General features: G+C 71.5%; 18 protein-coding genes. 9 read left to right on the forward strand and 9 right to left on the reverse strand.

Features of this window, described 5'->3' with window-relative positions:
* Window positions 1–60: 60 nt before the first annotated feature.
* Complete coding sequence (locus FZ046_RS05735) at window positions 61–1,887, reverse strand: phosphoenolpyruvate carboxykinase (GTP) (protein WP_070356180.1); 1,827 nt, start codon at window positions 1,885–1,887, stop codon at window positions 61–63.
* Between the two features lie 148 nt (window positions 1,888–2,035).
* Window positions 2,036–2,671: a hypothetical protein gene (locus tag FZ046_RS05740; RefSeq protein ID WP_070356179.1), complete on the reverse strand. Its 636-nt coding sequence runs from the start codon at window positions 2,669–2,671 to the stop codon at window positions 2,036–2,038.
* 117 nt (window positions 2,672–2,788) lie between these two features.
* Here FZ046_RS05740 and trmB point away from each other — a divergent pair, with 117 nt between their 5' ends.
* From trmB to FZ046_RS05755, 3 genes are read left to right on the forward strand one after another with little or no spacing between them, the layout of a single operon-like run.
* Window positions 2,789–3,559 (forward strand): tRNA (guanosine(46)-N7)-methyltransferase TrmB, encoded by a 771-nt coding sequence (gene trmB / locus FZ046_RS05745; RefSeq protein WP_070356178.1) that lies wholly within the window; start codon window positions 2,789–2,791, stop codon window positions 3,557–3,559.
* Window positions 3,556–4,236 carry an NYN domain-containing protein gene (locus FZ046_RS05750; protein WP_070356177.1) on the forward strand — a complete coding sequence of 227 codons (681 nt, stop codon included), beginning with the start codon at window positions 3,556–3,558 and terminating at the stop codon, window positions 4,234–4,236. Before trmB ends, FZ046_RS05750 begins: the two co-directional genes overlap by 4 nt.
* A 52-nt stretch (window positions 4,237–4,288) precedes the next feature.
* Complete coding sequence (locus FZ046_RS05755) at window positions 4,289–7,582, forward strand: MMPL family transporter (RefSeq protein ID WP_149484211.1); 3,294 nt, start codon at window positions 4,289–4,291, stop codon at window positions 7,580–7,582.
* A 98-nt stretch (window positions 7,583–7,680) separates the two neighbouring features.
* Here the strand turns inward: FZ046_RS05755 and FZ046_RS05760 are convergent, their stop codons facing one another.
* Complete coding sequence (locus FZ046_RS05760; protein ID WP_070356352.1) at window positions 7,681–8,847, reverse strand: AI-2E family transporter; 1,167 nt, start codon at window positions 8,845–8,847, stop codon at window positions 7,681–7,683.
* A gap of 76 nt (window positions 8,848–8,923) precedes the next feature.
* On the opposite strand from FZ046_RS05760, the gene FZ046_RS05765 reads away from it, so the two are divergent.
* Genes FZ046_RS05765 through FZ046_RS05775 form a run of 3 tightly spaced genes read left to right on the forward strand, consistent with a single transcriptional unit; the run spans window position 8,924 to window position 11,708 of the window.
* Window positions 8,924–10,090, forward strand: coding sequence for a lysylphosphatidylglycerol synthase transmembrane domain-containing protein (locus FZ046_RS05765; RefSeq protein ID WP_083298629.1), 1,167 nt, complete (start codon window positions 8,924–8,926; stop codon window positions 10,088–10,090).
* Window positions 10,091–10,105: 15 nt separating this feature from the next.
* On the forward strand, window positions 10,106–11,338 hold the full coding sequence (locus FZ046_RS05770; protein WP_070356351.1) for a M23 family metallopeptidase: 1,233 nt from the start codon (window positions 10,106–10,108) through the stop codon (window positions 11,336–11,338).
* Window positions 11,325–11,708, forward strand: coding sequence for a DUF3054 domain-containing protein (locus tag FZ046_RS05775; protein ID WP_070356350.1), 384 nt, complete (start codon window positions 11,325–11,327; stop codon window positions 11,706–11,708). The genes FZ046_RS05770 and FZ046_RS05775 overlap by 14 nt, the downstream gene beginning before the upstream one ends.
* Here the strand turns inward: FZ046_RS05775 and FZ046_RS05780 are convergent.
* The 4 genes from FZ046_RS05780 to FZ046_RS05795 form a co-directional block, all read right to left on the reverse strand.
* Window positions 11,623–13,071, reverse strand: a complete 1,449-nt coding sequence (locus tag FZ046_RS05780; protein WP_083298628.1) for a sensor histidine kinase — start codon at window positions 13,069–13,071, stop codon at window positions 11,623–11,625. The two genes, FZ046_RS05775 and FZ046_RS05780, sit on opposite strands and share 86 nt — an antisense overlap.
* A 5-nt stretch (window positions 13,072–13,076) precedes the next feature.
* Window positions 13,077–13,754: a response regulator transcription factor gene (locus FZ046_RS05785; protein ID WP_170292492.1), complete on the reverse strand. Its 678-nt coding sequence runs from the start codon at window positions 13,752–13,754 to the stop codon at window positions 13,077–13,079.
* A gap of 143 nt (window positions 13,755–13,897) precedes the next feature.
* A complete protein-coding gene (locus tag FZ046_RS05790; protein ID WP_070356349.1) occupies window positions 13,898–14,281 on the reverse strand; it encodes a heme-binding protein in 384 nt (127 codons plus the stop codon).
* Window positions 14,282–14,462: 181 nt separating this feature from the next.
* Window positions 14,463–15,053, reverse strand: coding sequence for a hemophore (locus FZ046_RS05795; RefSeq protein ID WP_149484212.1), 591 nt, complete (start codon window positions 15,051–15,053; stop codon window positions 14,463–14,465).
* Window positions 15,054–15,314: 261 nt separating this feature from the next.
* Here FZ046_RS05795 and FZ046_RS05800 point away from each other — a divergent pair, with 261 nt between their 5' ends.
* Window positions 15,315–18,350 carry an MMPL family transporter gene (locus FZ046_RS05800; RefSeq protein ID WP_070352741.1) on the forward strand — a complete coding sequence of 1,012 codons (3,036 nt, stop codon included), beginning with the start codon at window positions 15,315–15,317 and terminating at the stop codon, window positions 18,348–18,350.
* Window positions 18,347–18,874, forward strand: a complete 528-nt coding sequence (locus FZ046_RS05805) for a transcriptional regulator (RefSeq protein ID WP_070352740.1) — start codon at window positions 18,347–18,349, stop codon at window positions 18,872–18,874. Before FZ046_RS05800 ends, FZ046_RS05805 begins: the two co-directional genes overlap by 4 nt.
* Window positions 18,875–18,904: 30 nt before the next feature.
* On the opposite strand, the gene FZ046_RS05810 is transcribed toward FZ046_RS05805, so the two are convergent.
* Both FZ046_RS05810 and FZ046_RS05815 read right to left on the reverse strand, forming a co-directional pair.
* Window positions 18,905–19,594 carry a hypothetical protein gene (locus FZ046_RS05810; protein WP_070352739.1) on the reverse strand — a complete coding sequence of 230 codons (690 nt, stop codon included), beginning with the start codon at window positions 19,592–19,594 and terminating at the stop codon, window positions 18,905–18,907.
* An 8-nt stretch (window positions 19,595–19,602) separates the two neighbouring features.
* Window positions 19,603–20,199, reverse strand: coding sequence for a hypothetical protein (locus FZ046_RS05815; RefSeq protein WP_070352738.1), 597 nt, complete (start codon window positions 20,197–20,199; stop codon window positions 19,603–19,605).
* A gap of 67 nt (window positions 20,200–20,266) precedes the next feature.
* Between FZ046_RS05815 and FZ046_RS05820 the strand changes: the two genes are divergently transcribed.
* Entirely contained in the window at window positions 20,267–22,258 is a 1,992-nt protein-coding gene (locus FZ046_RS05820; RefSeq protein ID WP_070352755.1) for a M13 family metallopeptidase, read from the forward strand.
* Window positions 22,259–22,306: the final 48 nt, after the last annotated feature.

Raw genomic sequence — 22,306 nt, forward strand, 5'->3', positions numbered from 1 at the left:
TCGTCACTCCGCCTCACCCGTCGAGCGGGTTCCTCCTCGGGCCCTGGGGGGCCCGCATCGTCACTTCGCCTCAGCCAGCCGGGTCTTCAGCGCGTCGAACTCGTCCTTGATGCCGGTCGGCAGCTTCTCGCCGACGAACTCGAACCACTCCTCGATCAGCGGCAGCTCGCTGCGCCACTCCTCGGGGTTCACTGCGAGCGCCTCGTCCACGTCCGCGGCGTCGACGTCCAGGCCGGACAGGTCGAGGTCCTCGGCGCGCGGCACGATGCCGATCGGGGTGCTCTTGCCGTCGGCCTGGTGCTCGATGCGCTCCACCGCCCACTTCAGCACGCGGCTGTTCTCCCCGAAGCCCGGCCACAGGAAGCGGCCGTCGTCGCCGCGGCGGAACCAGTTGACGAAGAACACCTTCGGCAGCTGCGACTCGTCGGCCTGCTTGCCGATGTTGATCCAGTGCTGAAAGTAGTCGCCGACGTTGTAGCCGAGGAACGGCAGCATGGCCATCGGGTCACGCCGCACGGTGCCGACCTTGCCCTCCGCGGCCGCGGTCTGCTCGGACCCGAGGGTGGCGCCGATGAACACGCCGTGCTGCCAGTCGCGGGCCTCGGTGATCAGCGGCACCGTCGTCTTGCGGCGGCCACCGAACAGGATCGCCGAGATCGGCACGCCCTGCGGGTCGTCCCACTCCGGCGCCAGCGTCGGGCACTGCGAGATCGGGGTGCAGTAGCGCGAGTTCGGGTGCGCCGCCTTGTCCTCCGACTCGCGGTACCAGTCGTTGCCCTTCCAGTCGATCAGGTGGTCGGGGTCGCCCTCCAGACCCTCCCACCACACGTCGCCGTCGTCGGTCTTCGCCACGTTGGTGAAGACGGTGTTGCCGGCGGCGATCGTCTTCATCGCGTTCGGGTTCGAGTCCCAGTTGGTGCCGGGCGCCACGCCGAAGAAGCCGAACTCGGGGTTGGTGGCGTACAGCCGGCCGTCCTTGCCGAACCGCATCCACGCGATGTCGTCACCGACGGTCTCGGCCCGCCAGCCCGGAATGGTGGGCTGCAGCATCGCGAGGTTGGTCTTGCCGCACGCCGACGGGAACGCCGCGGCCACGTAGTAGGCCTTGTTCTCCGGCGAGATCAGCTTGAGGATCAGCATGTGTTCGGCGAGCCAGCCCTCGTCGTGCGCCATGGCCGAGGCGATGCGCAGCGAGTAGCACTTCTTCCCCAGCAGCGCGTTGCCGCCGTACCCCGAGCCGAAGCTCCAGATCTCGCGGGTCTCCGGGAAGTGGGTGATGTACTTCGTGTCGTTGCACGGCCACGGGACGTCCGCCTGGCCCTCGTCGAGCGGCGCACCGATCGAGTGCAGCGCCTTGACGAAGAAGCCGTCGTCGCCGATCTTGTCGAGCGCGCTGGCGCCCATCCGCGTCATCGTGCGCATCGAGACGACCACGTACTCCGAGTCGGTGATCTCGACGCCCAGCTTCGGGTCCTCCGCGTCCAGCGGACCCATGCAGAACGGCACCACCCACATCGTGCGGCCGCGCATGCAGCCGCGGTACAGGTCGGTCATGATGCCGCGCATCTCGGCCGGGTCCATCCAGTTGTTGGTCGGACCCGCGTCCTCCTCGCGCTGACTGCAGATGAACGTGCGCGACTCGACGCGCGCCACGTCCGACGGGTCCGAGAGCGCCAGGTAGGAGTTCGGCTGCTTCTCCTCGTTGAGCTTCTGGAAGGTGCCCGCGGCGACGAGGTGCTCGGCGAGGCGGTCGTACTCCTCCTGCGAGCCGTCGGCGAACACGACGCGCTCCGGTTGGGTCAGCTCGGCGACCTCGCGAACCCAGGCCAGCAGCCCTTCGTGCTTGGTGGGTGCCGTGTCCAATCCGGGAATGGTCGCTGAGGTCATCGGAGTCTCCTGCACGCCGTCGCGGTCATCGATTGATCGAGGTTAACCCGCGTGACATACCCGCGGTTAATCAGGATCATGTCCGATCCCTCACAGGAACGATTCAGATGTCCAGAACTGACGCGCACGTGCGAATACGCAGGTCATGTTACTCGCGAGTTCGCCTCCGCAGCGCGACGAGCAGGTCCACCTCCAGCGCCGCGGACCGGCTGACGATGACGGCGTCACCGTGCGAGCGAACCGTCGCCGCCACCTCGGCCGCCCACCGGTCGAGCACCGCCCGGGTGTGCAGCAGCCCCCGCGCGAAGACCAGCCACAGCGCCGTCAGGACCCCCACCGCCCCACCGGCCAGCAGCCCGGGCACGCCGACGTCGGACAGCAACCGGCCGGCCCCCAAGGCGACCCCGAGCGCGAAACCCAGACCGATGACCGCCAGCAGCGCCGTCTCCAGCGGTGGGCGGCGCAGCACCGGGGGCGGGACCGGGCCGACCGGCGGATCGTCGGGCGCCGGACGCGGGAGCGGCGCCCCCCATCGGTCCGAGAGCCGTGCGGCGTCGGCCGTCAGCTCCTCAGCGATGCGTTCCACCAGGTGCGCGGCGTCGCGGCGCACCCGGAACTCGAATTGCTCGGCGCCGCGTCGTCCGGTGTCGGCGGCCGCCCGGCGCCACCGGTCCAGCGCGACCGCGCACTCCGCGCGCCACCACTGTCCGCGGTGCACGCGGCTCTGCGCCACCCCGTGACGCACCAGCAGGGCGTCGGCGCCGCTGCCGGTCCGCGACTCCACCCGGCCATCGTCGCACCGGCGCACGGACCCGCCGTACGCCTCTTTCCTCGCGATGCAAGGGAAGGCAGGCATCTATTTCGCATCAATCCGTCCCACGATGCGGGTACCCGGACCGCGATGAGCGACGATGGACCGATGCATGCCCAGCGCGAGGACGCGGCCCCCGACGCCGCCGCCCCCGCGCACCCCTACCCGCGCGTGACCAGCTTCCGCTCCCGGCGGTCGACGCTGTCGGACCGCCAGCAGCAGACCTGGGACCGGCGCTGGCCCGAACTGGGCACGCAGGCCCGCGACACCGACGGCACCCCGCACGGACCGCTCGACACCGCCTCGTGGTTCGGTCGCCGCGCGCCGGTGGTGCTGGAGATCGGCTGCGGAGCCGGCATCTCGACGCTCGCGATGGCCATCGCCGAACCCCACCTCGACGTCCTGGCCGTCGAGGTCTACCGCAAGGGGCTGGCTCAGCTGCTCGGCGGCGTCGACCGCGAGGGCCTCACCAACGTGCGCTTCATCCGCGGCGACGGCGTCGACGTCCTCGAGCACATGATCGCGCCCGACACGCTGACCGGCGTGCGAGTCTTCTTCCCCGACCCGTGGCCCAAGGCGCGGCACCACAAGCGCCGCCTGCTGCAGGCGCCGACGTTCGCGCTGATCGCCGACCGACTGCAGGTCGGCGGCGTGCTGCACGCCGCCACCGACCACGCCGGCTACGCCGAGTGGATCGCCGACGTCGGCGACGCCGAGGCGCGGCTGAGCCGGGTGGACCCCGCCCGCATCGCGGCCGGGGACGTCCCGATGTCGGTGCGCCGCCCGGAGACCAAGTACGAGGCCAGAGGGCTGCGCGCCGGCAGCGCGATCACCGAGTTCCTGTGGGAGAAGCGGTCGTGAGCCTCACCGAGGACGTGGAGGTCGCCGACGCGGCGCCCGCGACGGGCGGTCCGCAGCGGGTCCTGCTCGTCTGGGATGCGCCCAACCTCGACATGGGCCTCGGAGCCATCCTCGGCGGCCGCCCCACCGCCGCCCACCGGCCACGCTTCGACGCGCTGGGCCGCTGGCTGCTGCACCAGACCGCCGACCTCTCGGCCGCCCGGGACGACGACCGGGTGGCGCTGGAGCCGGAGGCCACCGTCTTCACCAACATCGCCCCGGGCAGCGCCGAGGTCGTGCGGCCGTGGGTGGAGGCGCTGCGCAACGTCGGCTTCGCGGTATTCGCGAAGCCGAAGATCGAGGACGACAGCGACGTCGACGCCGACATGCTGGACCACATCGCGCTGCGACGCAGCGAGGGGTTGGCGGCCCTCTACGTCGCCTCCGCCGACGGTCAGGCGTTCCGACAGCCGCTGGAGGAGATCGCCCGCGGCGGCGTCGGCGTGCACGTCCTGGGATTTCGCGAACATGCCAGTTGGGCGTTAGCGTCGGATACCTTGGAGTTCGTCGACCTCGAGGACATTCCCAATGTCTTCAGGGAGCCGCTACCGCGAATCGGCCTCGATTCGCTGCCCGAGCAGGGGGCATGGTTGCAGCCCTTCCGGCCGCTGTCCGCACTGCTGACCTCGCGCGTGTGACGAATCGACAGCGGAGGCCGACAAACGTGAGAAGACGACAGAGGAGTTGAACGTGTTCGCCTGGTGGGGTCGAACGGTGTACCGATTCCGATTCGCAGTGATCGGAATCATGGTCGCACTGTGCCTTGGTGGCGGCGTGTACGGGATCAGCCTCGGACAGCACGTCACGCAGAGTGGTTTCTACGACGAGGGCAGCCAGTCGGTGCACGCGTCGCTGGCGGCGGACGAAGCCTACGGGCGCGACCGCACCAGCCACGTCGTCGCCATCCTGACGCCGCCGGACGGCAAGAAGGTCGACGACCCGGCGTGGATGAAACAGACCGTCGACGAGCTGAACAAGCTGGTCAGCGACAACCCCGACCGGGTCGTCAGCTGGGTCGGCTGGTTGCGCGCACCGACCGCGGCCAGCGAGACCGTCCAGCAGATGAAGACCGAGGACCTGTCCAAGACCTTCGTCAGCATCCCGCTCAAGGGCGACAGCGACGACGAGATCCTGAAGAACTACCAGGCGATCGAACCGCAGCTGCGCGAGGTCAACGACGGCGACATCCAGCTCGCGGGCCTCAACCCGCTCGCCAGTGAACTGACCGGCACCATCGGCGAGGACCAGAAGCGCGCCGAGGTGGCCGCCATCCCGCTGGTCTGCGTCGTGCTGTTCTTCGTGTTCGGCGGCGTCGTCGCCGCCGCGCTGCCCGGCATCATCGGCGGTCTGACGATCGCCGGCGCGCTCGGCATCATGCGGCTGTTCGCCGAGTTCATGCCGGTGCACTTCTTCGCCCAGCCGGTGGTCACCCTGATGGGCCTCGGCATCGCGATCGACTACGGCCTGTTCATGGTGAGCCGATTCCGCGAGGAGATCGCCGAGGGCTACGACACCGAGGCCGCCGTGCGCCGCGCGGTGATGACGTCGGGCCGCACCATCATGTTCTCCGCGGTGATCCTGGTGGCGTCGTCGGTGCCACTGCTGCTGTTCCCGCAGGGCTTCCTCAAGTCGATCACCTACGCGATCATCGCGTCGGTCATGCTCGCGTCGATCCTCTCGGTGACCGTGCTGCCCGCCGCGCTGAGCATCCTGGGCCGCAACGTCGACTCCGTCGGCGTGCGCATGCTGATCAAGTTCGCCGAGCCGGACCCCATCCACTCCGACCCGGCCAACACCAAGACCCATCCGCTGGCGCTGCCGTCCATCCCGCTGGGCGTCCTGCTGCCGCCGGTGGGCATCGCGTTCGGCCACATCGCCCGCACCCGGATCAAGCAGACCGGAGAGCAGGGCGCCAAGCCCGCGCTCATCGGCCTGATCCTGGGCTACGTCACGCTGCTCGGCGGCCTCGGCTACGGCGCGATCGCGCTGAAGCAGGCCGACGTCATCGGCCCCGGCGTCTTCTGGCTGCTGCTCGGCATCGTCATCTTCGTGTCCGTCGTCATCTTCGGCCTCGCGCTGGCCCGCGCCGTCCCGCTCGCCCGCAGGCCGATCGTGTGGTGGCTGCACTGGCTCACCGACAAGACGCAGAAGACCAAGACGCGCGCCGAGGTCGAGAAGGGCTTCTGGGGCAAGCTCGTCAACAAGGTGATGAAGCGTCCCATCGCGTTCGCCGCGCCGATCATCATCGGCATGATCGTGCTGATCATCCCGCTCGGCGCGCTGGCGCTCGGCGGCATCAGCGAGAAGTACCTGCCGCCGGACAACTCCGTGCGCGTCGCGCAGGAGACCTTCGACAAGACGTTCCCCGGCTTCCGCACCGAACCGTTGACGCTGGTCATCGAGAGCGACAACGGCGACCCCGTCACCGACCAGCAGGTCGCCGAGGTCCGCAACAAGGCGCTCACCATCCCCGGCTTCATCGAACCGGACAACGACCCGTCGAAGATGTGGCAGCCGCGCAGCGTGCAGGACGGCGGCTCGGAGTCGCCGTCGGTCAAGGTGATCCAGAACGGTCTGGTCAACCGCAACGACGCCGCCAAGAAGATCGAGGAGCTGCGGGCCATCGTGCCGCCGCGCGGACTCTCGATCGCCGTGGGCGGCACGCCCGCCCTGGAGCAGGACAGCATCCACAGCCTCTTCGACCGGCTGCCGATGATGGTCGTGGTCCTGATCGCCACCACGACGATCCTGATGTTCCTGGCGTTCGGGTCGGTGGTGCTGCCGATCAAGGCCGCGCTGATGAGCGCGCTGACGCTCGGCTCCACGATGGGCGTGCTGACGTGGATGTTCGTCGACGGCCACGGGGCCGGGCTGATGAACTACACGCCGCAGCCGCTGATGGCGCCGATGATCGGCCTCATCATCGCCGTCATCTGGGGCCTGTCCACCGACTACGAGGTCTTCCTGGTCTCGCGCATGGTGGAGGCCCGCGAGCGCGGACTGTCCACGGCCGAGGCCATCCGCGTCGGCACGGCAACGACCGGCCGCCTGATCACCGGTGCGGCGCTGATCCTCGCAGTGGTCGCCGGCGCGTTCGTCTTCTCCGACCTGGTGATGATGAAGTACCTGGCCTTCGGCCTGCTCATCGCGCTGCTGCTGGACGCGACGATCATCCGCATGTTCCTGGTGCCCGCGGTGATGAAGCTGCTGGGCGACGACTGCTGGTGGGCGCCGCGCTGGATGAAGCGCATCCAGGAGCGGCTGGGCCTCGGCGAGACCGAGCTGCCCGACGAGCGCAAGCGTCCCGCCGTGCGCGAGCAGGAGGATGCGGCTGCGCTGGTCGGCGCGGGTGCCCCGGTGCGTCCGCGGCCGCCGCACGATCCGGGCCACCCCGAGGGCGGTTCCGCCGCGCCGCGGCCCGGTCTGCCGCCCGGCCCCGCCGGCCCGAATGGGCCGTCCGGTCCCAACGGCGGTGGCGCGCGACCGCCCGCTCCCCCGCAGCGGGTCAGCCAGCCCTCGGCGGCAGGCACCACCCGCATCCCCACTCCGGCCGGCGCGCCGTCGGCAGGGGCGGCTCCGGCGGGCGCACCCACTGCGGCCAGCCCGTCGGGTGAGGCGCCGACCACGCGCTTCACCGCGCCGCGCACCGAGCCCGCCCGTGGCGGTGCCGCACCCCGGGGTCCCGTGCCCGCGCCCCCGCGGCGGGGCGAGGCGCCCCGGACCGGCAACCGCGAGATCGAGTCGTGGCTGGGCGAGTTGCGCGGCGGCGCCCCGGCGCAGCCGTCGGCCGAGCCGACCCGCGCGATGCCCGAGCAGCGCCCGCGTGCCGTGCAGGAGGAGCCGACGACGGCCTTCCGCGCGCAGCCGCAGGACGCCGATGCGACCGAGAAGATCGACACCCGCGAGGCCGCCGAGGAGGAGCGCAAGCGCCGCGGCGGCGGTGTCAGTGCCGCCGACCTGCTGCGTCGCGAAGGCCGCATGTAGTCACCCCGCCGGGTGGTCGTGCCGCGCTGGTCTTCGGGCTGCCCGCCGACGCGTCGCCGCGTCACGTCGCTGAGCAGCGCGCGGAACGACGCTACGCGCTAGTTCGGCGCAGGGGCGTCGGGGGCCGGGGCGTCGGCGGTGGCCGCGATGGGTGGACCGTCCGCGGCGGCGAGGGTCGCCTGCTCGGCGGCCGGGTCGTCGGCGATGAGCACCCGGACGGCGCTGTTGCAGAACGCGACGATCGGCACGGCGAGCAGCGCGCCGATGATGCCCGCGAGGACGCCGCCAGCCGCGATCGCGAGCACGACCGCCAGCGGGTGGATCGACACCGCACGGCCCATCACCAGCGGCTGCAGCACGTGCGCCTCGAGCTGCTGCACCGCGATGATCAGGCCCAGCGTGATCAGCGCGTACACCCAGCCCTTGGCGATCAACGCCACGATCACGGCCAGCCCGCCGGTCAGGACCGCACCGACGAGCGGGATGAACGCGCCGAGGAACACCAGTGACGCCAGCGGCAACGCGAGCGGAATGCCCATGATGGCGAGCCCCGTCCCGATGCCGGCGGCGTCGACGAGCGCCACCAGGAACGTCGCTCGCACGTAGCCGATCAGCGAGTGGAAGCCCGAGCGGCCGGCGTCGCGCACCCGGTCGCGGACGGTTGCCGGGAATGCCCGGGTCAGGAAGCCGAAGATGTTGCGGCCGCCGTGCAGCAGGAAGATCAGCGTGAAGAACATCAGCAGGGCGCCGGTGACGATCTCGGCGATGGTGCCGGCCGTGGAGAACGCGCCGCTGGTGAGCTTCGCCTGGTTGTTCTTCAACGCGTCGATGGCCGCGTCGCTGGCGCTCTTGATCTGCTCGTTGGTGAAGTGCGAGAAGACGCCCGCCTCGAGCGACTGCCGCGCGCCGGTGATGCTGCGCGCGACCTGCTCGACCAGCGCCGGGGCGCCCTCGATGAACTGGCTGACCACGAACGTCAGCAGACCCCCGACGACGACGATGGCGGTGAGCAGCACCAGCGCGACCGCGGCGCCGCGGTTGCACCCGCGGACGTCGAGCAGGTCGACCACCGGCAGCAGCAGCGCGGCGACCATGGTGGCCAGCAGCACCGGCACCACGATCACCTCGAGGTGCACCACCAGCCACAGCACCGCCAGCAGCGCCGCGAAGATCACCAGCAGGCGCCACGACCAGGCGGCGGTCTTGCGGACCAGGGGATGCACGGCGGCGTCGGCTCCGGTGAGGACGTCCTGGGGCCCTGACATGGCGGTAGCGTAACGACTCGGTACGCCGCGACCGGAGATCCTCGGTGCGGCCTGGTGCGCCGTTTACCCTGAATGCGTGTCGCACGACGTGCCGGCCGGCGACGCCCGTCGAGAGGACCGCCCGCGCGGCAAGTACTGGTGGCTGCGCTGGGCGATCATCGCGGTCGCCGTCATCGTCCTGACCGTCGAGATCGTTCTGGTGTGGGACCAGCTGGCCAAGGCGTGGCGCAGCCTGCTGACCGCCGACCCCGGCTGGGTGCTGGCCGCCGTCGTGGCAGCGATGGCCTCGATGCACAGCTTCGCCCAGATCCAGCGCACGCTGCTGCGCTCGGCCGGCGTGCGCGTGCGGCAGTGGCGCTCGGAGGCCGCCTTCTACGCGGGCAATGCGCTGTCGACCACGATGCCCGGCGGCCCGGTGCTCTCGGCGACGTTCATCTACCGGCAGCAGCGGATGTGGGGCGCGACGCCGGTCATCGCGTCCTGGCAGCTGGTCATGTCGGGCGTGCTGCAGGCCGTCGGCCTGGCGCTGCTGGGCCTCGGTGGTGCGTTCCTGCTCGGCGCCAGCAAGAACCCGCTGTCCCTGATCTTCACGCTCGGCGGCTTCGTGGCGCTGCTGGTGCTGGCCCAGTCGGTGGCGGCCAACCCGCAGCAGATCGACGGCATCGGCGTGCGCGTGCTGTCCTGGGTCAACTCGGTGCGCAACAAGCCGGCCGACACCGGGTTGGCCAAGTGGCGGGAGCTGCTCGAACAGCTGGAGTCGGTGAGCCTCGGCCGCCGCGCGCTGGGCACGGCGTTCGGCTGGTCGCTGTTCAACTGGGTCGCCGACGTGGCGTGCCTGGCGTTCGCCGCCTACGCGGCCGGCGGTCACCCGTCGCTGGCCGGGTTGACCGTCGCCTACGCCGCGGCCCGCGCCGTCGGGGCCATCCCGCTGATGCCCGGCGGGCTGCTGGTCGTCGAGGCGGTCCTGGTCCCGGGGCTGGTGTCGAGCGGCATGACCCTGGCATCGGCGATCTCCGCGATGCTCATCTACCGCCTGGTCAGCTGGATCTTCATCTCCGCCATCGGTTGGGTCATCTTCTTCTTCATGTTCCGCACCGAGAAGGACGTCGACCCCGACGCCGCGCTCGACGGGGACGCCGATCCGCAGGACGCCGCCGACCCGCCGCTGCGGCCGGACCCGGTACGCCAGGATCCGGTGCGCCAGGATCCGGTGTACGACGCCGAGACCCGCGACGATCCGTAGCCCTAGGATCGCGGCATGAGATCCCCGGTGCGCGGCGCCGTCGCCCTCCTCGCGCTGCTGGCCATGGGGTGCTCGGGATCCAGCAATGACACCCCGGCCACCACGTCGACGACGTCCCAGGGCGCGGACGCCCGGCCGGCGGCGCTCACCCCGCTGCTCGCGGAGGTGCTGGCACCACCGGTGCCCGTGGCCGCCACCGATGGCAAGGTGCACCTGGCCTACGAGCTGCGGCTGACCAACGCGGTCGGCCAGGACCTCGACGTGCGCTCGGTGGCCGTCACCGCCGGCGACCGCACGCTGCTGGAGTTGTCCGGCGACGCGCTGGCCGCGCGCACCCGCCTGCTCGGCGCGGGTGCGGTGCCCACCACCCGGTTCGGCGTCGCGCAGAGCGGCGTGGTGTGGCTCGACGTCGTCGTCGACGGCGCAGAGGGCAGCAGTCCGGCTGTGCCGCAACGACTTTCGCACCGGATCACCGTGGCGCTCAGTTCACCGCGCCCGCCGCTGCTGCCCGCGACCATGACGATGGACGTCGGCGAGGTGGCCGTGTCGGAGCACGCGCCGGCGATCATCGCGCCACCCCTGGACGGACCGCGGTGGCTCGACGGCGAGAGCTGCTGCGACATGACCGCCCACCGGATGGCGCTCAACCCGCTCAACGGCAGCCTGTGGGCCGCCGAGCGCTACGCCATCGACTACGTTCGGCTCGCCCCCGACGGCACGCTGCTGCGCGGCGATCCGGCGAACCTCGCGTCCTACCCCTACTTCGGGGCCGACGTGCATGCCGTCGCCGACGGACCGGTGGTGTCGGTGCGCGACGGCCTTCCCGAACAGGTCCCCGGGCGGTCACCCACCGGCCTGCCGCTGGAGGACTACGGCGGCAACCACGTCGTCCAGGACCTGGGCAACGGCAACTACGCGTTCTACGCGCACCTGAAGACCGGCTCGGTGGCCGTCCGGCCGGGCGACCAGCTCAACGCCGGCCAGGTGCTCGGCAACCTCGGCAACACCGGCAACACCGACGCGCCGCACCTGCACTTCCACGTGATGGACGGCCCCGATCCGCTGCGGGCCGACGGACTGCCGTTCGCGTTCGACGCGTTCCGGCTCGACGAGAGGGTGGCCTCGATGGCCGAACTGGACGCCCTGATGCAGGGCAGACCCGCCGCGCTCGCCCCCGGCGTCGTCGCCCGCGACGAGACGAACGTCAGCCCGCTGAGTCTGGACGTGATGACCTATGCGCTCGACTGAGCCGGGGAGCGCGACGCCGCGCACGGCCGCGCTCGCGCTGTTGGCCGACCTCGCGGCGGTGGTGGTCTTCGCCGCCGTCGGGCGACGCAGTCATGCCGAGGGGCTCACCGTCGCCGGAGTGCTGGAGACGGCGTGGCCGTTCCTCGCCGGCACCGCGGTCGGCTGGGTGGCCGTCCGCGGCTGGCGCCGTCCGACCGCACTCACGCCGACCGGCCTCGCGGTGTGGGTGGCCACCGTGGTCGTCGGCATGCTGCTGCGCAAGGCGACGTCGGCGGGCACGGCGGTCAGCTTCGTGGTGGTCGCCTCCGTCGTGACCGCAGTTCTGCTACTCGGGTGGCGCGGCGTCGCAGCGGTCCGGGCTCGGCGCTGACCTGGTCCTCGGCCGCCGCGACGTCGACGTCCGGCGACTGCTCGGTGGAGATGACGAGCGTCGCGCGCAGGCCACCGAGCGGCCCGTCGGCCAGCGCGATGGTGCCGCCGTGCAACTGGGCCTGCTGCGCGACCAGCGCCAGCCCCAGCCCGGAGCCGCCGACGGCGGCCGTGCTGCCGCGCGCGAACCGGCCCAGCACCGCCTCGTGCTCCTCGGCGGGCAGCCCGCGGCCGTTGTCGTCGACGACGATGGTCAACGTCTCGGGCGCCCCGGCGTCGGCTCCCCGGCTGGCGTGCAGCACGATCCGGGTCGCCGCGCCGTGAGTGACGGCGTTGCGGACCAGGTTGTCGACCGCCAGCCGCAGCCCGCCGGGCCAGCCCCACACCACGCCGACGTCGTCGGCCTCCACGACGATATCCACGTCGCCGGAGTGCAGGTTCTCCCGCGCGACCCGCTCCAGCATGTCCGCGACGTCGATGAGTTCGCGGTCCTCGACCTGCGCCAGCTGACCCGAGGCGAGGTGGCCGAGGGCGGTGATGATGGCCTCCACGCGGCGCTGCGCGCGGGACAGGTCGGCCACCACCTCGTCGCGCTCCTCGGCGGGCAGATCGTGGATCCGCAGCGTGTCGAGGTCGGCGCGCATCGCCGTGAGCGGCGTGCGCAGTTCGTGGGCGGCGTTGGCGGCGAAGTCCTGTGCGGCCTGCAGGCTGTTGGTGGTCGCCTGCTGGGCGGCGGCCAGCCGGCTGAGCATGTCGACCATGGCGTCGGAGAGGTCCTCGGCCTCGCGGACGCCCTTGACCGCCTCGATCTTCTCCGCGCCGCCCTTGCCCAGCCGCAGGGTCTGGGCGGTGAGCCGGCGAAGGGGCCGGATGGCGGGGCCGGCCAGCAGCCACCCCAGGCCGGCGGCGATGAGCACCGTGACCACCCCGACCGCGCTGTACAGCGGGATCCGCGCGCGGGACAGCAGAATGCTGTCCGCGCGAATGCCCACCGACATCAGCACCCCGCCCTGCTGCTCCATCGGGATGGTGCGCACGCGGTACTCGATGCCGTTGACCTCGACGGTGTCCGTGCCGGGCGTCAACCGCGGCAGCTGGAAGCCGCGCTGGAACACCACCTGCCCCGTCGTGCGGGACCGGCCGGTGGTGAGCACACCGCGCGACGGGTCGCTGAGCTGCTCGGGGTACATGCTGGCGTCGACGATGGAGTCGAGCCGCCGATCCAGTTGTGCCGCATCGTTGTTCGCGAGGACCACCGACGTCAGCACGGTGAAGACGGCCACGACGGCCGACGCGGCGGCCGCCGACGCCAGCGCCACGCGGGTGCGCAGCGATGCCGACCGGAGGAAGCGCGGAAGGTGCACGCCGGTCAGGGTTCGTCGCGCAGGACGTACCCGATGCCCCGCACGGTGTGGATCACGCGGGGCTGCCCCTCGCGCTCCAGCTTGCGGCGCAGGTAGCTGATGAACACGTCGGCGACGTTGGTGTCGACGTCGAAGTCGTAGCCCCAGACCAGCTCGAGCAGCCGCTGCCGGGAGAGCACCACCCCGGCGTTCTCGGCGAGGACGGCCAGCAGGTCGAATTCGCGCTTGGTCAGATCGGCGCGCTCACCGCCGACGAAGACCAGCCGGCGTGCGGTGTCGATGGTCAGCGGCCCGACCGTCATGGTGTCCGACCCGGGATCGGAGTGCCCCGAGCGCCGCAGCAGCGCATGCAGCCGGGCGACCAGCTCGCCGAGGTCGAAGGGCTTGGTGAGGTAGTCGTCCGCGCCGGCCTCCAGGCCGGCGATGCGGTCGTTGACGGTGTCGCGCGCCGAGAGCACGCAGATCGGGATGTCGTTGCCCAGCGCGCGCAGCGCCGTCACGACCGCGACGCCGTCGAGTTCGGGCATCTGCACGTCGAGCACCAGCGCGTCGTGCTTCTCGGTCGAGAGCAGCCGCAGCGCCTCCTTGCCGTTCGACGCCACGCGGACGTCGAACCCGGAGTGCCGCAGGCCGCGCGACACCGACGTCCGCACGTCGGGATCGTCGTCGACCATCAGGACCATCCGGCCGGAGCCGTCCGCGTGATCGGACGGCTCCCTGCCGGTGTCGGTCCTCGTGTCGATGGCGGTGCCGGTGTCGATGCCGGGATCGCTACCGGTGTCGTCCCCCCGCTGTGGAGGTGCCCCCTGCCGCAACGGCACGGGGACTACGGAATCGCGGGCGCCGGTGCCGAACCGCAGCGATCCTTCAGGTCGACCAGCGGCTGCCGGATACCGGTCAGCTCGGCCTTGGTCTGGGGGTTGGCGTTCAGGTAGTCGGTGACCTGGGTGCGCACCTCGTCGCGCGGCAGGCCCTCGAGGCTGGTGAAGAAGTAGTTCACGTCCGGGTGGGTGAACAGGTAGGCCGACGTCGACGCCGACACGCCCGAGGCGACGCCGGCCAGGTCGGCGGCGGTGCAGTTGGGCGGGTTCTGCGCCGGATCGTCCGCGAGCGCGGAGGGGATCGCACCGAACAGCGTCGCGCCGGCGATCGCGCCGGCGCCCAGCGCGCCAGCTACCGCACGTCGCCCAGCACGGGCCGAGAGCACCATGGTCAAGCTCCTTCGTCGAATACCGAGACGCCGTAACCGCGGGCGGTTACCGCCACCGAGAAGCTAAGCAGAATCCGGCACGACTTTCTCAGCTTGCCGTCAATCACCCGCTAGAAAGCGGGGAATCGCAGGTCACGAGTCCTCCCCCGGGGCCACGGCGCCGCGGCGGACCGGCCGTCGATCAGCCCGCGGTGGTGGGCGCCGGGCCGGGAAGCGGGCCGGCGCCCTGCCGCGCGACGGCCGCAGGCGACTGCAGCAGCGGCCCGGAGGTGCCCGGCACGCCGGCGTTCTGCGCGGCGGACGCCGTTCCTGGCAAAGCGGCCGGGGAGGTTCCCGCCAGCGCGCCACCGCCCTGCGACTGGGCGGCCTGGGCGAGGCCCATCAGCTGCGACGGCGAGATCGGCAGCTTGCACCGGCTGCCAAGCCCGACCAGCGGCGCCTGCAGCGCCTGCATGTCCTTGGCGACCTGCGGGTTGGCGTCGAAGTAGGTCTTCAGCGCGCCCAGTGACTGCGGACCCGCCTGCTGCTGGGAGATGGTGGTCAGCGCCGTGTTGGTCTCGGGGTGGGCATCCAGGTAGCTGGCCGTCGAGTTGGCCACCGAACCGATCGTCTTGGCGATCTCGCTGGCCGCGCACGGGTCCGCAGCCGCGGTGGCCGACGGCGCGCCGGGCCCGGCGGGCAGGGCGAGCGCGGCGACCGCGGCACCGCCCGCCGCGGTCACAGCGAACACGCCGAACAGGCCTCGGCGCGCACGCCCGGTGGTGCTGGCCATCAGAACTCCTCTCGGGCCCGTCACCACCGTCTGGCAGGTCGAACCCATGTCGTCGGCGGCGTTGCGTGGTCCCGACCCGGGGCCGCCGCGGCCCATACTGCCATCCGGGGACGCCGCCCGCCCAATCCGTCCAGCAAATTCGCAGGTCGCGCCGTCCGGGCGCCGCCGCCGCGCGCGGGCCGGTCACCCTACCCGACGCTGCGGTACGCTCCTGACTACGAAACACCGGGGAGAAGGCCGAGGTTCGTCATCCAGCAGCTCATGATGCGCTTCAGCGGCTCGCTGCGCAGATACCGCTGGGCGGTCTTCGCTGCCTGGCTGCTGCTGCTGGTGCCGTCGGTGTATCTGGCGCTCTCCCAGTCCGGCAACCTCACCGGCGGCGGTTTCGAGGTCGCGGGCTCGCAGTCGCTGAACGTCGAGTACCAGATCCAGGACCACTTCCCCGACCAGGGCGCCTCGCCGCTGGCGCTGGTGGCCGCGCCGCGCGCCGACGCGTCGTACGCCGACATGACGTCCGCGGTCGCCGAACTCGAGCGCATCGCCGCCACCGAGCCGCGCGTGAAGATCGTGCCCAACCCGCAGCAGCCACCGCCGCAGCCGGACCGGCCCTACGTCGTCACGCTGCAGACCGGCTTCGACAGCGGCAGCACCGACATCGCCAAGGAACTCCGCAAGGGCATCGGCGTCGAGGGCGACCAGCCCGGTGAGTTCGCCGACGGCAAGGTCCGGCTGTACGTCATCGGCCAGGGCGCGCTGAGCGCCGCGGCCGGCGAGGCCACCAAGCACGACGTCGCGCAGGCCGAGAAGTGGAACCTGCCGATCGTCATGATCGTGCTGCTCGCGGTGTTCGGCTCGCTGGCGGCCGCGGCGCTGCCGCTGCTGCTCGGCGTGTGCACGGTCGCCGTGACCATGGGGCTGGTCTTCCTGCTGTCGATGGTCACGTCGATGTCGATCTTCGTGACGTCGACGGTGTCGATGTTTGGCATCGCGCTGGCCGTCGACTACTCGCTGTTCATCCTCATGCGCTTCCGCGAGGAACTGCGCTCCGGGCGCGACCGCGAGCAGGCCGCCGACGCGGCGATGGGCACGTCGGGGCTTGCGGTATTGCTGTCCGGGTTGACCGTCATCGCGTCGATGACCGGCATCTACCTCATCAACACGCCGGTGCTGACGTCGATGGCGACCGGCGCGATCCTCGCCGTCGCCATCGCGGTGCTGACGTCGACCACGCTCACCCCGGCCGTGCTGCGCACGTTCGGCAAGGCGGCCGCCAAACGGTCGACCTACCTGCACCTGTCGCGGCGGCCGGACACCACGCAGTCGCGGTTCTGGACGCGGTGGGTGACCTGGGTGATGCGCCGGCCGTGGATCTCGGCGATCGCCGCAGCCACCTGCCTGCTGGTGCTGGCCGCACCGGCGTTCGCGATGACGCTGGGCAACAGCCTGCTGCGCCAGTTCGAGCCCACGCACGAGATTCGCGGCGGGGTGAGCGCGGCGGCCGAGGCGCTGGGTCCCGGCGCTCTGGGACCGCTCAAGGTGCTGGTGTCGTTCGACGACCGCACCGCCAACCAGTCGGACAACGCGCCCGTCCTGGCCGCCGTCGAACGCCGCATCACCGAGGCGCCCAACGTCGCCACCGTGACGCCGCCGGTGTTCGGTGACGACAACCGCAGCGCGCTGATGTCGGTGGTCCTGTCCATCGACCCGGAGGACCCGGAGGCGCGCACCACCATCGACTGGCTGCGCGCGAACCTGCCCGCCGCGGCCGGGGACCGGGCGACCGTCGACGTCGGCGGCCCCACCGCGCTGCTGAAGGACTTCGACGACCGGGTGTCGGCTAGCCAGCCCCTGGTGTTCGTGTTCGTCGCGCTCATCGCGTTCGTCATGCTGCTGATCTCGATCCGGTCGGTGTTCCTCGCCTTCAAGGGCGTGCTCATGACGGTGCTGTCGGTCGCAGCGGCCTACGGCAGCCTGGTAATCGTCTTCGAGTGGGGCTGGTTCGAGTCGCTGGGCTTCGAGCAACTCTCGTCGCTCGACAGCACCATTCCGCCGCTGGTGCTGGCGATGACGTTCGGGCTCTCGATGGACTACGAGATCTTCCTGCTGACCCGCATCCGGGAGCGCTTCGTCAAAACGCAGAACACCCGCGACGCCGTCGCCTACGGCGTGAGCACCAGCGCGCGGACCATCACCAGCGCCGCGCTGATCATGATCGCGGTGTTCGTCGGGTTCGCCTTCGCCGGCATGCCGCTGGTGGCGCAGCTCGGCGTCGCGTGCGCGGTGGCGATCGCGGTGGACGCCACCGTGGTGCGCCTGGTCCTGGTGCCCGCGCTGATGGCGATGTTCGCCGAGTGGAACTGGTGGCTGCCGCGCTGGTTGGACCGCATCCTGCCGTCGGTGGACTTCGAGAAGCCGCTGCCCAAGGTCGACGTCGGCGACCTCGTGATCATCCCCGAGGACATTTCCGAGCTGGGCCCGTCCGGCAGCGACATCCGGACCGTGGTGAAGTCGGCCGCCAAGCTGAAGAACCTGGCGCCGCAGACCATCACCGTCGCCGACCCGCTCGCCTTCAGCGGCTGCGGGCCGATGGTCGGCGGTCGGGTGCGTGGCGGGGACGAGCCGCTGGTGGTCGCTTCGGCGTCCGGCACGGCTACCGGCAAACAGGCCCGCGCGGCCACCGGCGCGCAGGCCCGTACCGCCACCGGCGCTCAGACCGTCCGGCTGCCCGCGCGCGCGGGCGGGCGGTTCACCGCGCGCATCGGGTCCGGGGCCGCGACCGGGCGGCGGCCGGCGCCGGCCACGGTGCATCCCGTGACGATGTGGCGCGGCCGACTGGCCGTCGCGCTGGACGCGCTGCAGACCGCACGGGACGCCGAGATCCGCGACGACGCCCCGGTCCTCGAGCGGCGCCGGCCGATGGAGACCACCAACGTGCTGCTGCCGACCGGTGACCGGCTGTCGATCCCCACCGGCGCCGAGACGCTGCGGCTCAAGGGCTACCTGCTGATGGCCAGGAACACCACGCGGGACTTCCGCGAGTTCGCCGATCTGGTCGAGTCGATGGAGACCCCGACCGCGGCGGAAGTGCTGGCCCGGATGGACCGGTACTACTCTGGTCAACGGTCGCGACGGCACCCGGTGGCCACGCAGCTGGTCCGGCGGCTCGCCGACCCGCAACCGGCCGACCCGGACGTGGCCGGAGCGGACGGGCCCGACGAGGGTGCGGCGGCCGACTGGGAACGCGTGAAGGAGCGCTGCCTGTCCGTGGCAGTGGCGATGCTGGAGGAGGCGAGGTGACGTTGTCCGCAGACACGCGGGACACGCGCAACGACTCTCCCGCCGCGCGTCCGCGGGCCGCCCGCCAGGCCCCCGAAGCGCGCCAGGCCCCCGAGGAACGGCCCGTCGAGTTCTGGCCCACGTCGTCGATCCGCGCCGCGCTGGAGAACGACGACCTCACCACGTGGCAGCGCATCGTCGTCGCCATCAAGCGCGACCCCTTCGGCCGGACCGCCCGGCAGGTCGAGGAGGTGCTGGAGACCGCGCCGCCCTACGGGGTGTCCAAGGCGCTGTCCGAGGTGCTGGTGCGCACCCGCGCGCATCTCGAGGCCAACGAGTGCGCGGAGGTCGCCCGCCACGTGCGGCTGCTGCTCGAGCGCTCGGGCCTGGGTCAGCAGGAGTTCGCGTCGCGCATCGGGTTGTCCGCCGAGGTGTTCGCGACGTACCTCGAGGGCAGGGACTGCCCGGCCGCGTCGATGATGATCCGGATGCGACGTCTCTCGGACCGCTTCGCGAAGATCCACGACGAGCGCTCCCCGCGCTGAGTCCTTCTTCGCGGGGCCCTTCCCCGCGAACTAGCGGGCGTTGATCGGCGTCACGTCGACCACCCGCCAGGAGCCGGAGTCCTTCGACAGCGTGATGCGCAGCGCGTACACCGCCACGTCCGGCGGCTTGTTGGGCGCGTTCTGCGTCCCCCGCAGCACCACCGCGACGCTCGCCACGCTCGGCCCGATCGCCTCGACGCCCGCCGAAATGGTGGCGGCCTGGCCGGAGATGTTCTTGCTCGTCAATTCCCTTGCGACGGCGCTGAATTCGTCGCGGTAGGCCTGGGCGCGCTCCGGTGTCATCAGCCCGGTCGCGCGGTCGATCGACGCGTTGGGATCCTGCGGGGTGAACGTCGCCGACGCCTCCGCGACGCTGCTCGCCACGCCCACCACCTCGTCGACGTCGGCGTTCAGTGTCCGGTCGGGCACCGTCCACTGGGTGTAGCCGACGACCACGGCGGCCGCCAGCGCGGCCGTGGCGAGTCCGACGATGGCCAGCCGCAGCCCGGGCCCGTCGTCGTCGGTGCCGACGGTGACGCCGTCGCGGCGGTACAGGACGAAGTCGACCACCATGCCCTGCACGATCAGCAGGCACAGCACCGAGCACGCCGACACCCACCACACCGGCCACGCCAGCGCGGCGCCGATGACGACGAGCGCGCCGATCGCCGCCAGCGGCGCGAGGACGTCGAACAGCGCGACGCGCAGGCGGTTTCGCATCGAGCCCCTCATCGCAGCGTCTCCAGCCGGGAGATCAGCAGCTTGCCGTCCACGTCGGAGACGCCGAGCCGCAGATTCCAGCGCATGGTCTGCGGCTGGGCGCCGCCGGCGTTCTGGCTCACCGAAGTGGCGACCACCAGAACGGTGTCGGTTCGCGACGCGACGGTGGACAGCTCGGGCTGGTCGGGCGCCGGCTTCTGCCCCGGCAGGTCGTGGTGCAGCGTCTCGATGGACACCGATTCGACCTGCCCCGTGGTCCGCGACTGCAGCTTGGCGACCAGCTGCCGGAACGGTTCGACGGTCGCCTCGAAGTCGGCGTTGAGCTGGCCGACGGTGCCGTCGTGCAGCGTCCGCAGGTTGTCGGCGATGGTGTCGGCGTTCATGTTGACCAGCACCCCCGTCCAATCGGCGGCCGTCTGCAGCACCTCGGTCTGGTAGGTGCGCTCGGCGATTTCGTCGCGGTGCTGCGACCACACCAGGGAGCCGAGCACCACCGCGGCCACCGCCAGGACGCCCAGCACCGCCGAGGCGACGCCGTAGCGGCTCAGCACGCCGCCCCCGGCACCGCCGTCGTCGCCGGGCCGGTCGGGTTCCTCGTCGGGCATGGGCGAGAGGCTACCCGCCTGAGCAGCGGGGACTGACCGCGCCGTGGGCTTCTGGAAGGATGACGGGGTGACTCTCGACGCCCTCAGATCCGGTATCGACCTCTCCTACGTCGACGATGCCGCGCGACCCCAGGACGACCTGTTCGGCCATGTCAACGGACGCTGGCTGACCGAGTACGAGATGCCCGCCGACCGGGCCACCGACGGTGCCTTCCGGTTGCTGGCCGACCGCGCCGAGGAGCAGGTGCGGGCCCTGATCGACGAGGCCGCGGCGAGCGGCGGTGCCGCGGGCACCGACGAGCAGCGCGTGGGCGACCTCTTCGCCAGCTTCATGGACTCCGACGCCGTCGAGCGCGCCGGCGCGACACCGCTGCTCGACGAGCTGGCGGCCGTGGAACTCGCCGTCGACCACGACGCGCTGGCCACCGTGCTCGGCGCCTTCCAGCGCACCGGGATCGGTGGCGGCGTCGGCGTGTACGTCGACACCGACTCCAAGGACTCGACCCGCTACCTGCTGCACTTCTCGCAGTCCGGGTTGGGCCTGCCCGACGAGTCGTACTACCGCGACCCGCAGCACGCCGAGATTCTCGCCGCCTACCCCGGCCACATCGCCCGCATGTTCGGGCTGGTGTTCGGCGCCGAGCCGCAGCCGGGCGAGTGGCAGGCGACCGCCGAGCGCATCGTATCCATGGAGACCGAGCTGGCCGCCGCGCACTGGGACGTCGTCAAGCGCCGCGACGCGGACCTGACCTACAACCTGCGCCGCTTCGACGACCTCGCGTCCGAGGCGCCCGGTTTCGACTGGGCCTCCTGGGTGACCGCGCTGGGCACGACGCCGGAACGGGTGGCCGAGGTCGTCGTGCGCCAGCCCGACTACCTCACCGCGTTCGCCGCGCTGTGGGCCGGCCGGGACGTCGACGACTGGAAGCTGTGGCTGCGCTGGCGTGCCATCAACGGCCGGGCGGCGATCCTCGGCGACGCCGTCGTGGCGGAGAACTTCGACTTCTACGGCCGCACCCTCAGCGGCACCGAGCAGATCCGGGACCGCTGGAAGCGCGGCGTCTCCCTGGTCGAGGGGCTGATGGGCGACGCCGTCGGCAAGCTGTACGTCGAGCGGCACTTCCCGCCGAATGCCAAGGCGCGCATGGACGAGCTGGTGGCCAACCTGCGGGAGGCCTACCGGGTCAGCATCGACGACCTCGCGTGGATGACCCCCGAGACCCGGCAGCGCGCCCTGGAGAAGCTCGACAAGTTCACCCCGAAGATCGGCTACCCGGCACGCTGGCGGGACTACTCGGCGCTGGTGATCGACCGCGCCGACCTGTACGGCAACTACGTCCGCGGCCACGAGGTCGAGACCGACCGGGAGCTGGCGAAGCTGGGCGGCCCGGTGGACCGCGACGAGTGGTTCATGACGCCGCAGACCGTCAACGCCTACTACAACCCGGGGATGAACGAAATCGTCTTCCCCGCCGCGATCCTGCAGCCGCCGTTCTTCGACGCCGACGCCGACGACGCCGCCAACTACGGCGGGATCGGCGCCGTCATCGGCCACGAGATTGGGCACGGCTTCGACGACCAGGGCGCCAAGTACGACGGCGACGGCAACCTCGTCGACTGGTGGACCGACGCCGACCGCGCCGAATTCGGCGTGCGCACCAAGGCGCTCATCGAGCAGTACGAGGCGTTCGTGCCGCGTCAGCTCGAGGGCGGCCAGCACGTCAACGGCGCGTTCACCGTCGGGGAGAACATCGGCGACCTCGGCGGCCTGTCCATCGCCCTGCTGGCCTACGAGCTGTCCCTGGGCGGCCGGCCGGCACCGGAGATCGACGGACTGACCGGCGTGCAGCGCGTGTTCTACGGGTGGGCGCAGGTGTGGCGCACCAAGTCCCGCGACGCGGAGGCGATCCGCCGCCTCGCGATCGATCCGCACTCGCCGCCGGAGTTCCGCTGCAACGGCGTCATCCGCAACATCGATGCGTTCTACGACGCCTTCGGCGTGACCCGGGACGACGCGCTCTACCTCGAGCCCGACGCCCGCGTCCACATCTGGAACTGACGCCGCTGGGACTGACGCCGAACTGGCGGCCGCCCGCCGACGTTCGTG

This window comes from Mycolicibacterium grossiae, assembly GCF_008329645.1.
GTDB lineage: Bacteria > Actinomycetota > Actinomycetes > Mycobacteriales > Mycobacteriaceae > Mycobacterium > Mycobacterium grossiae.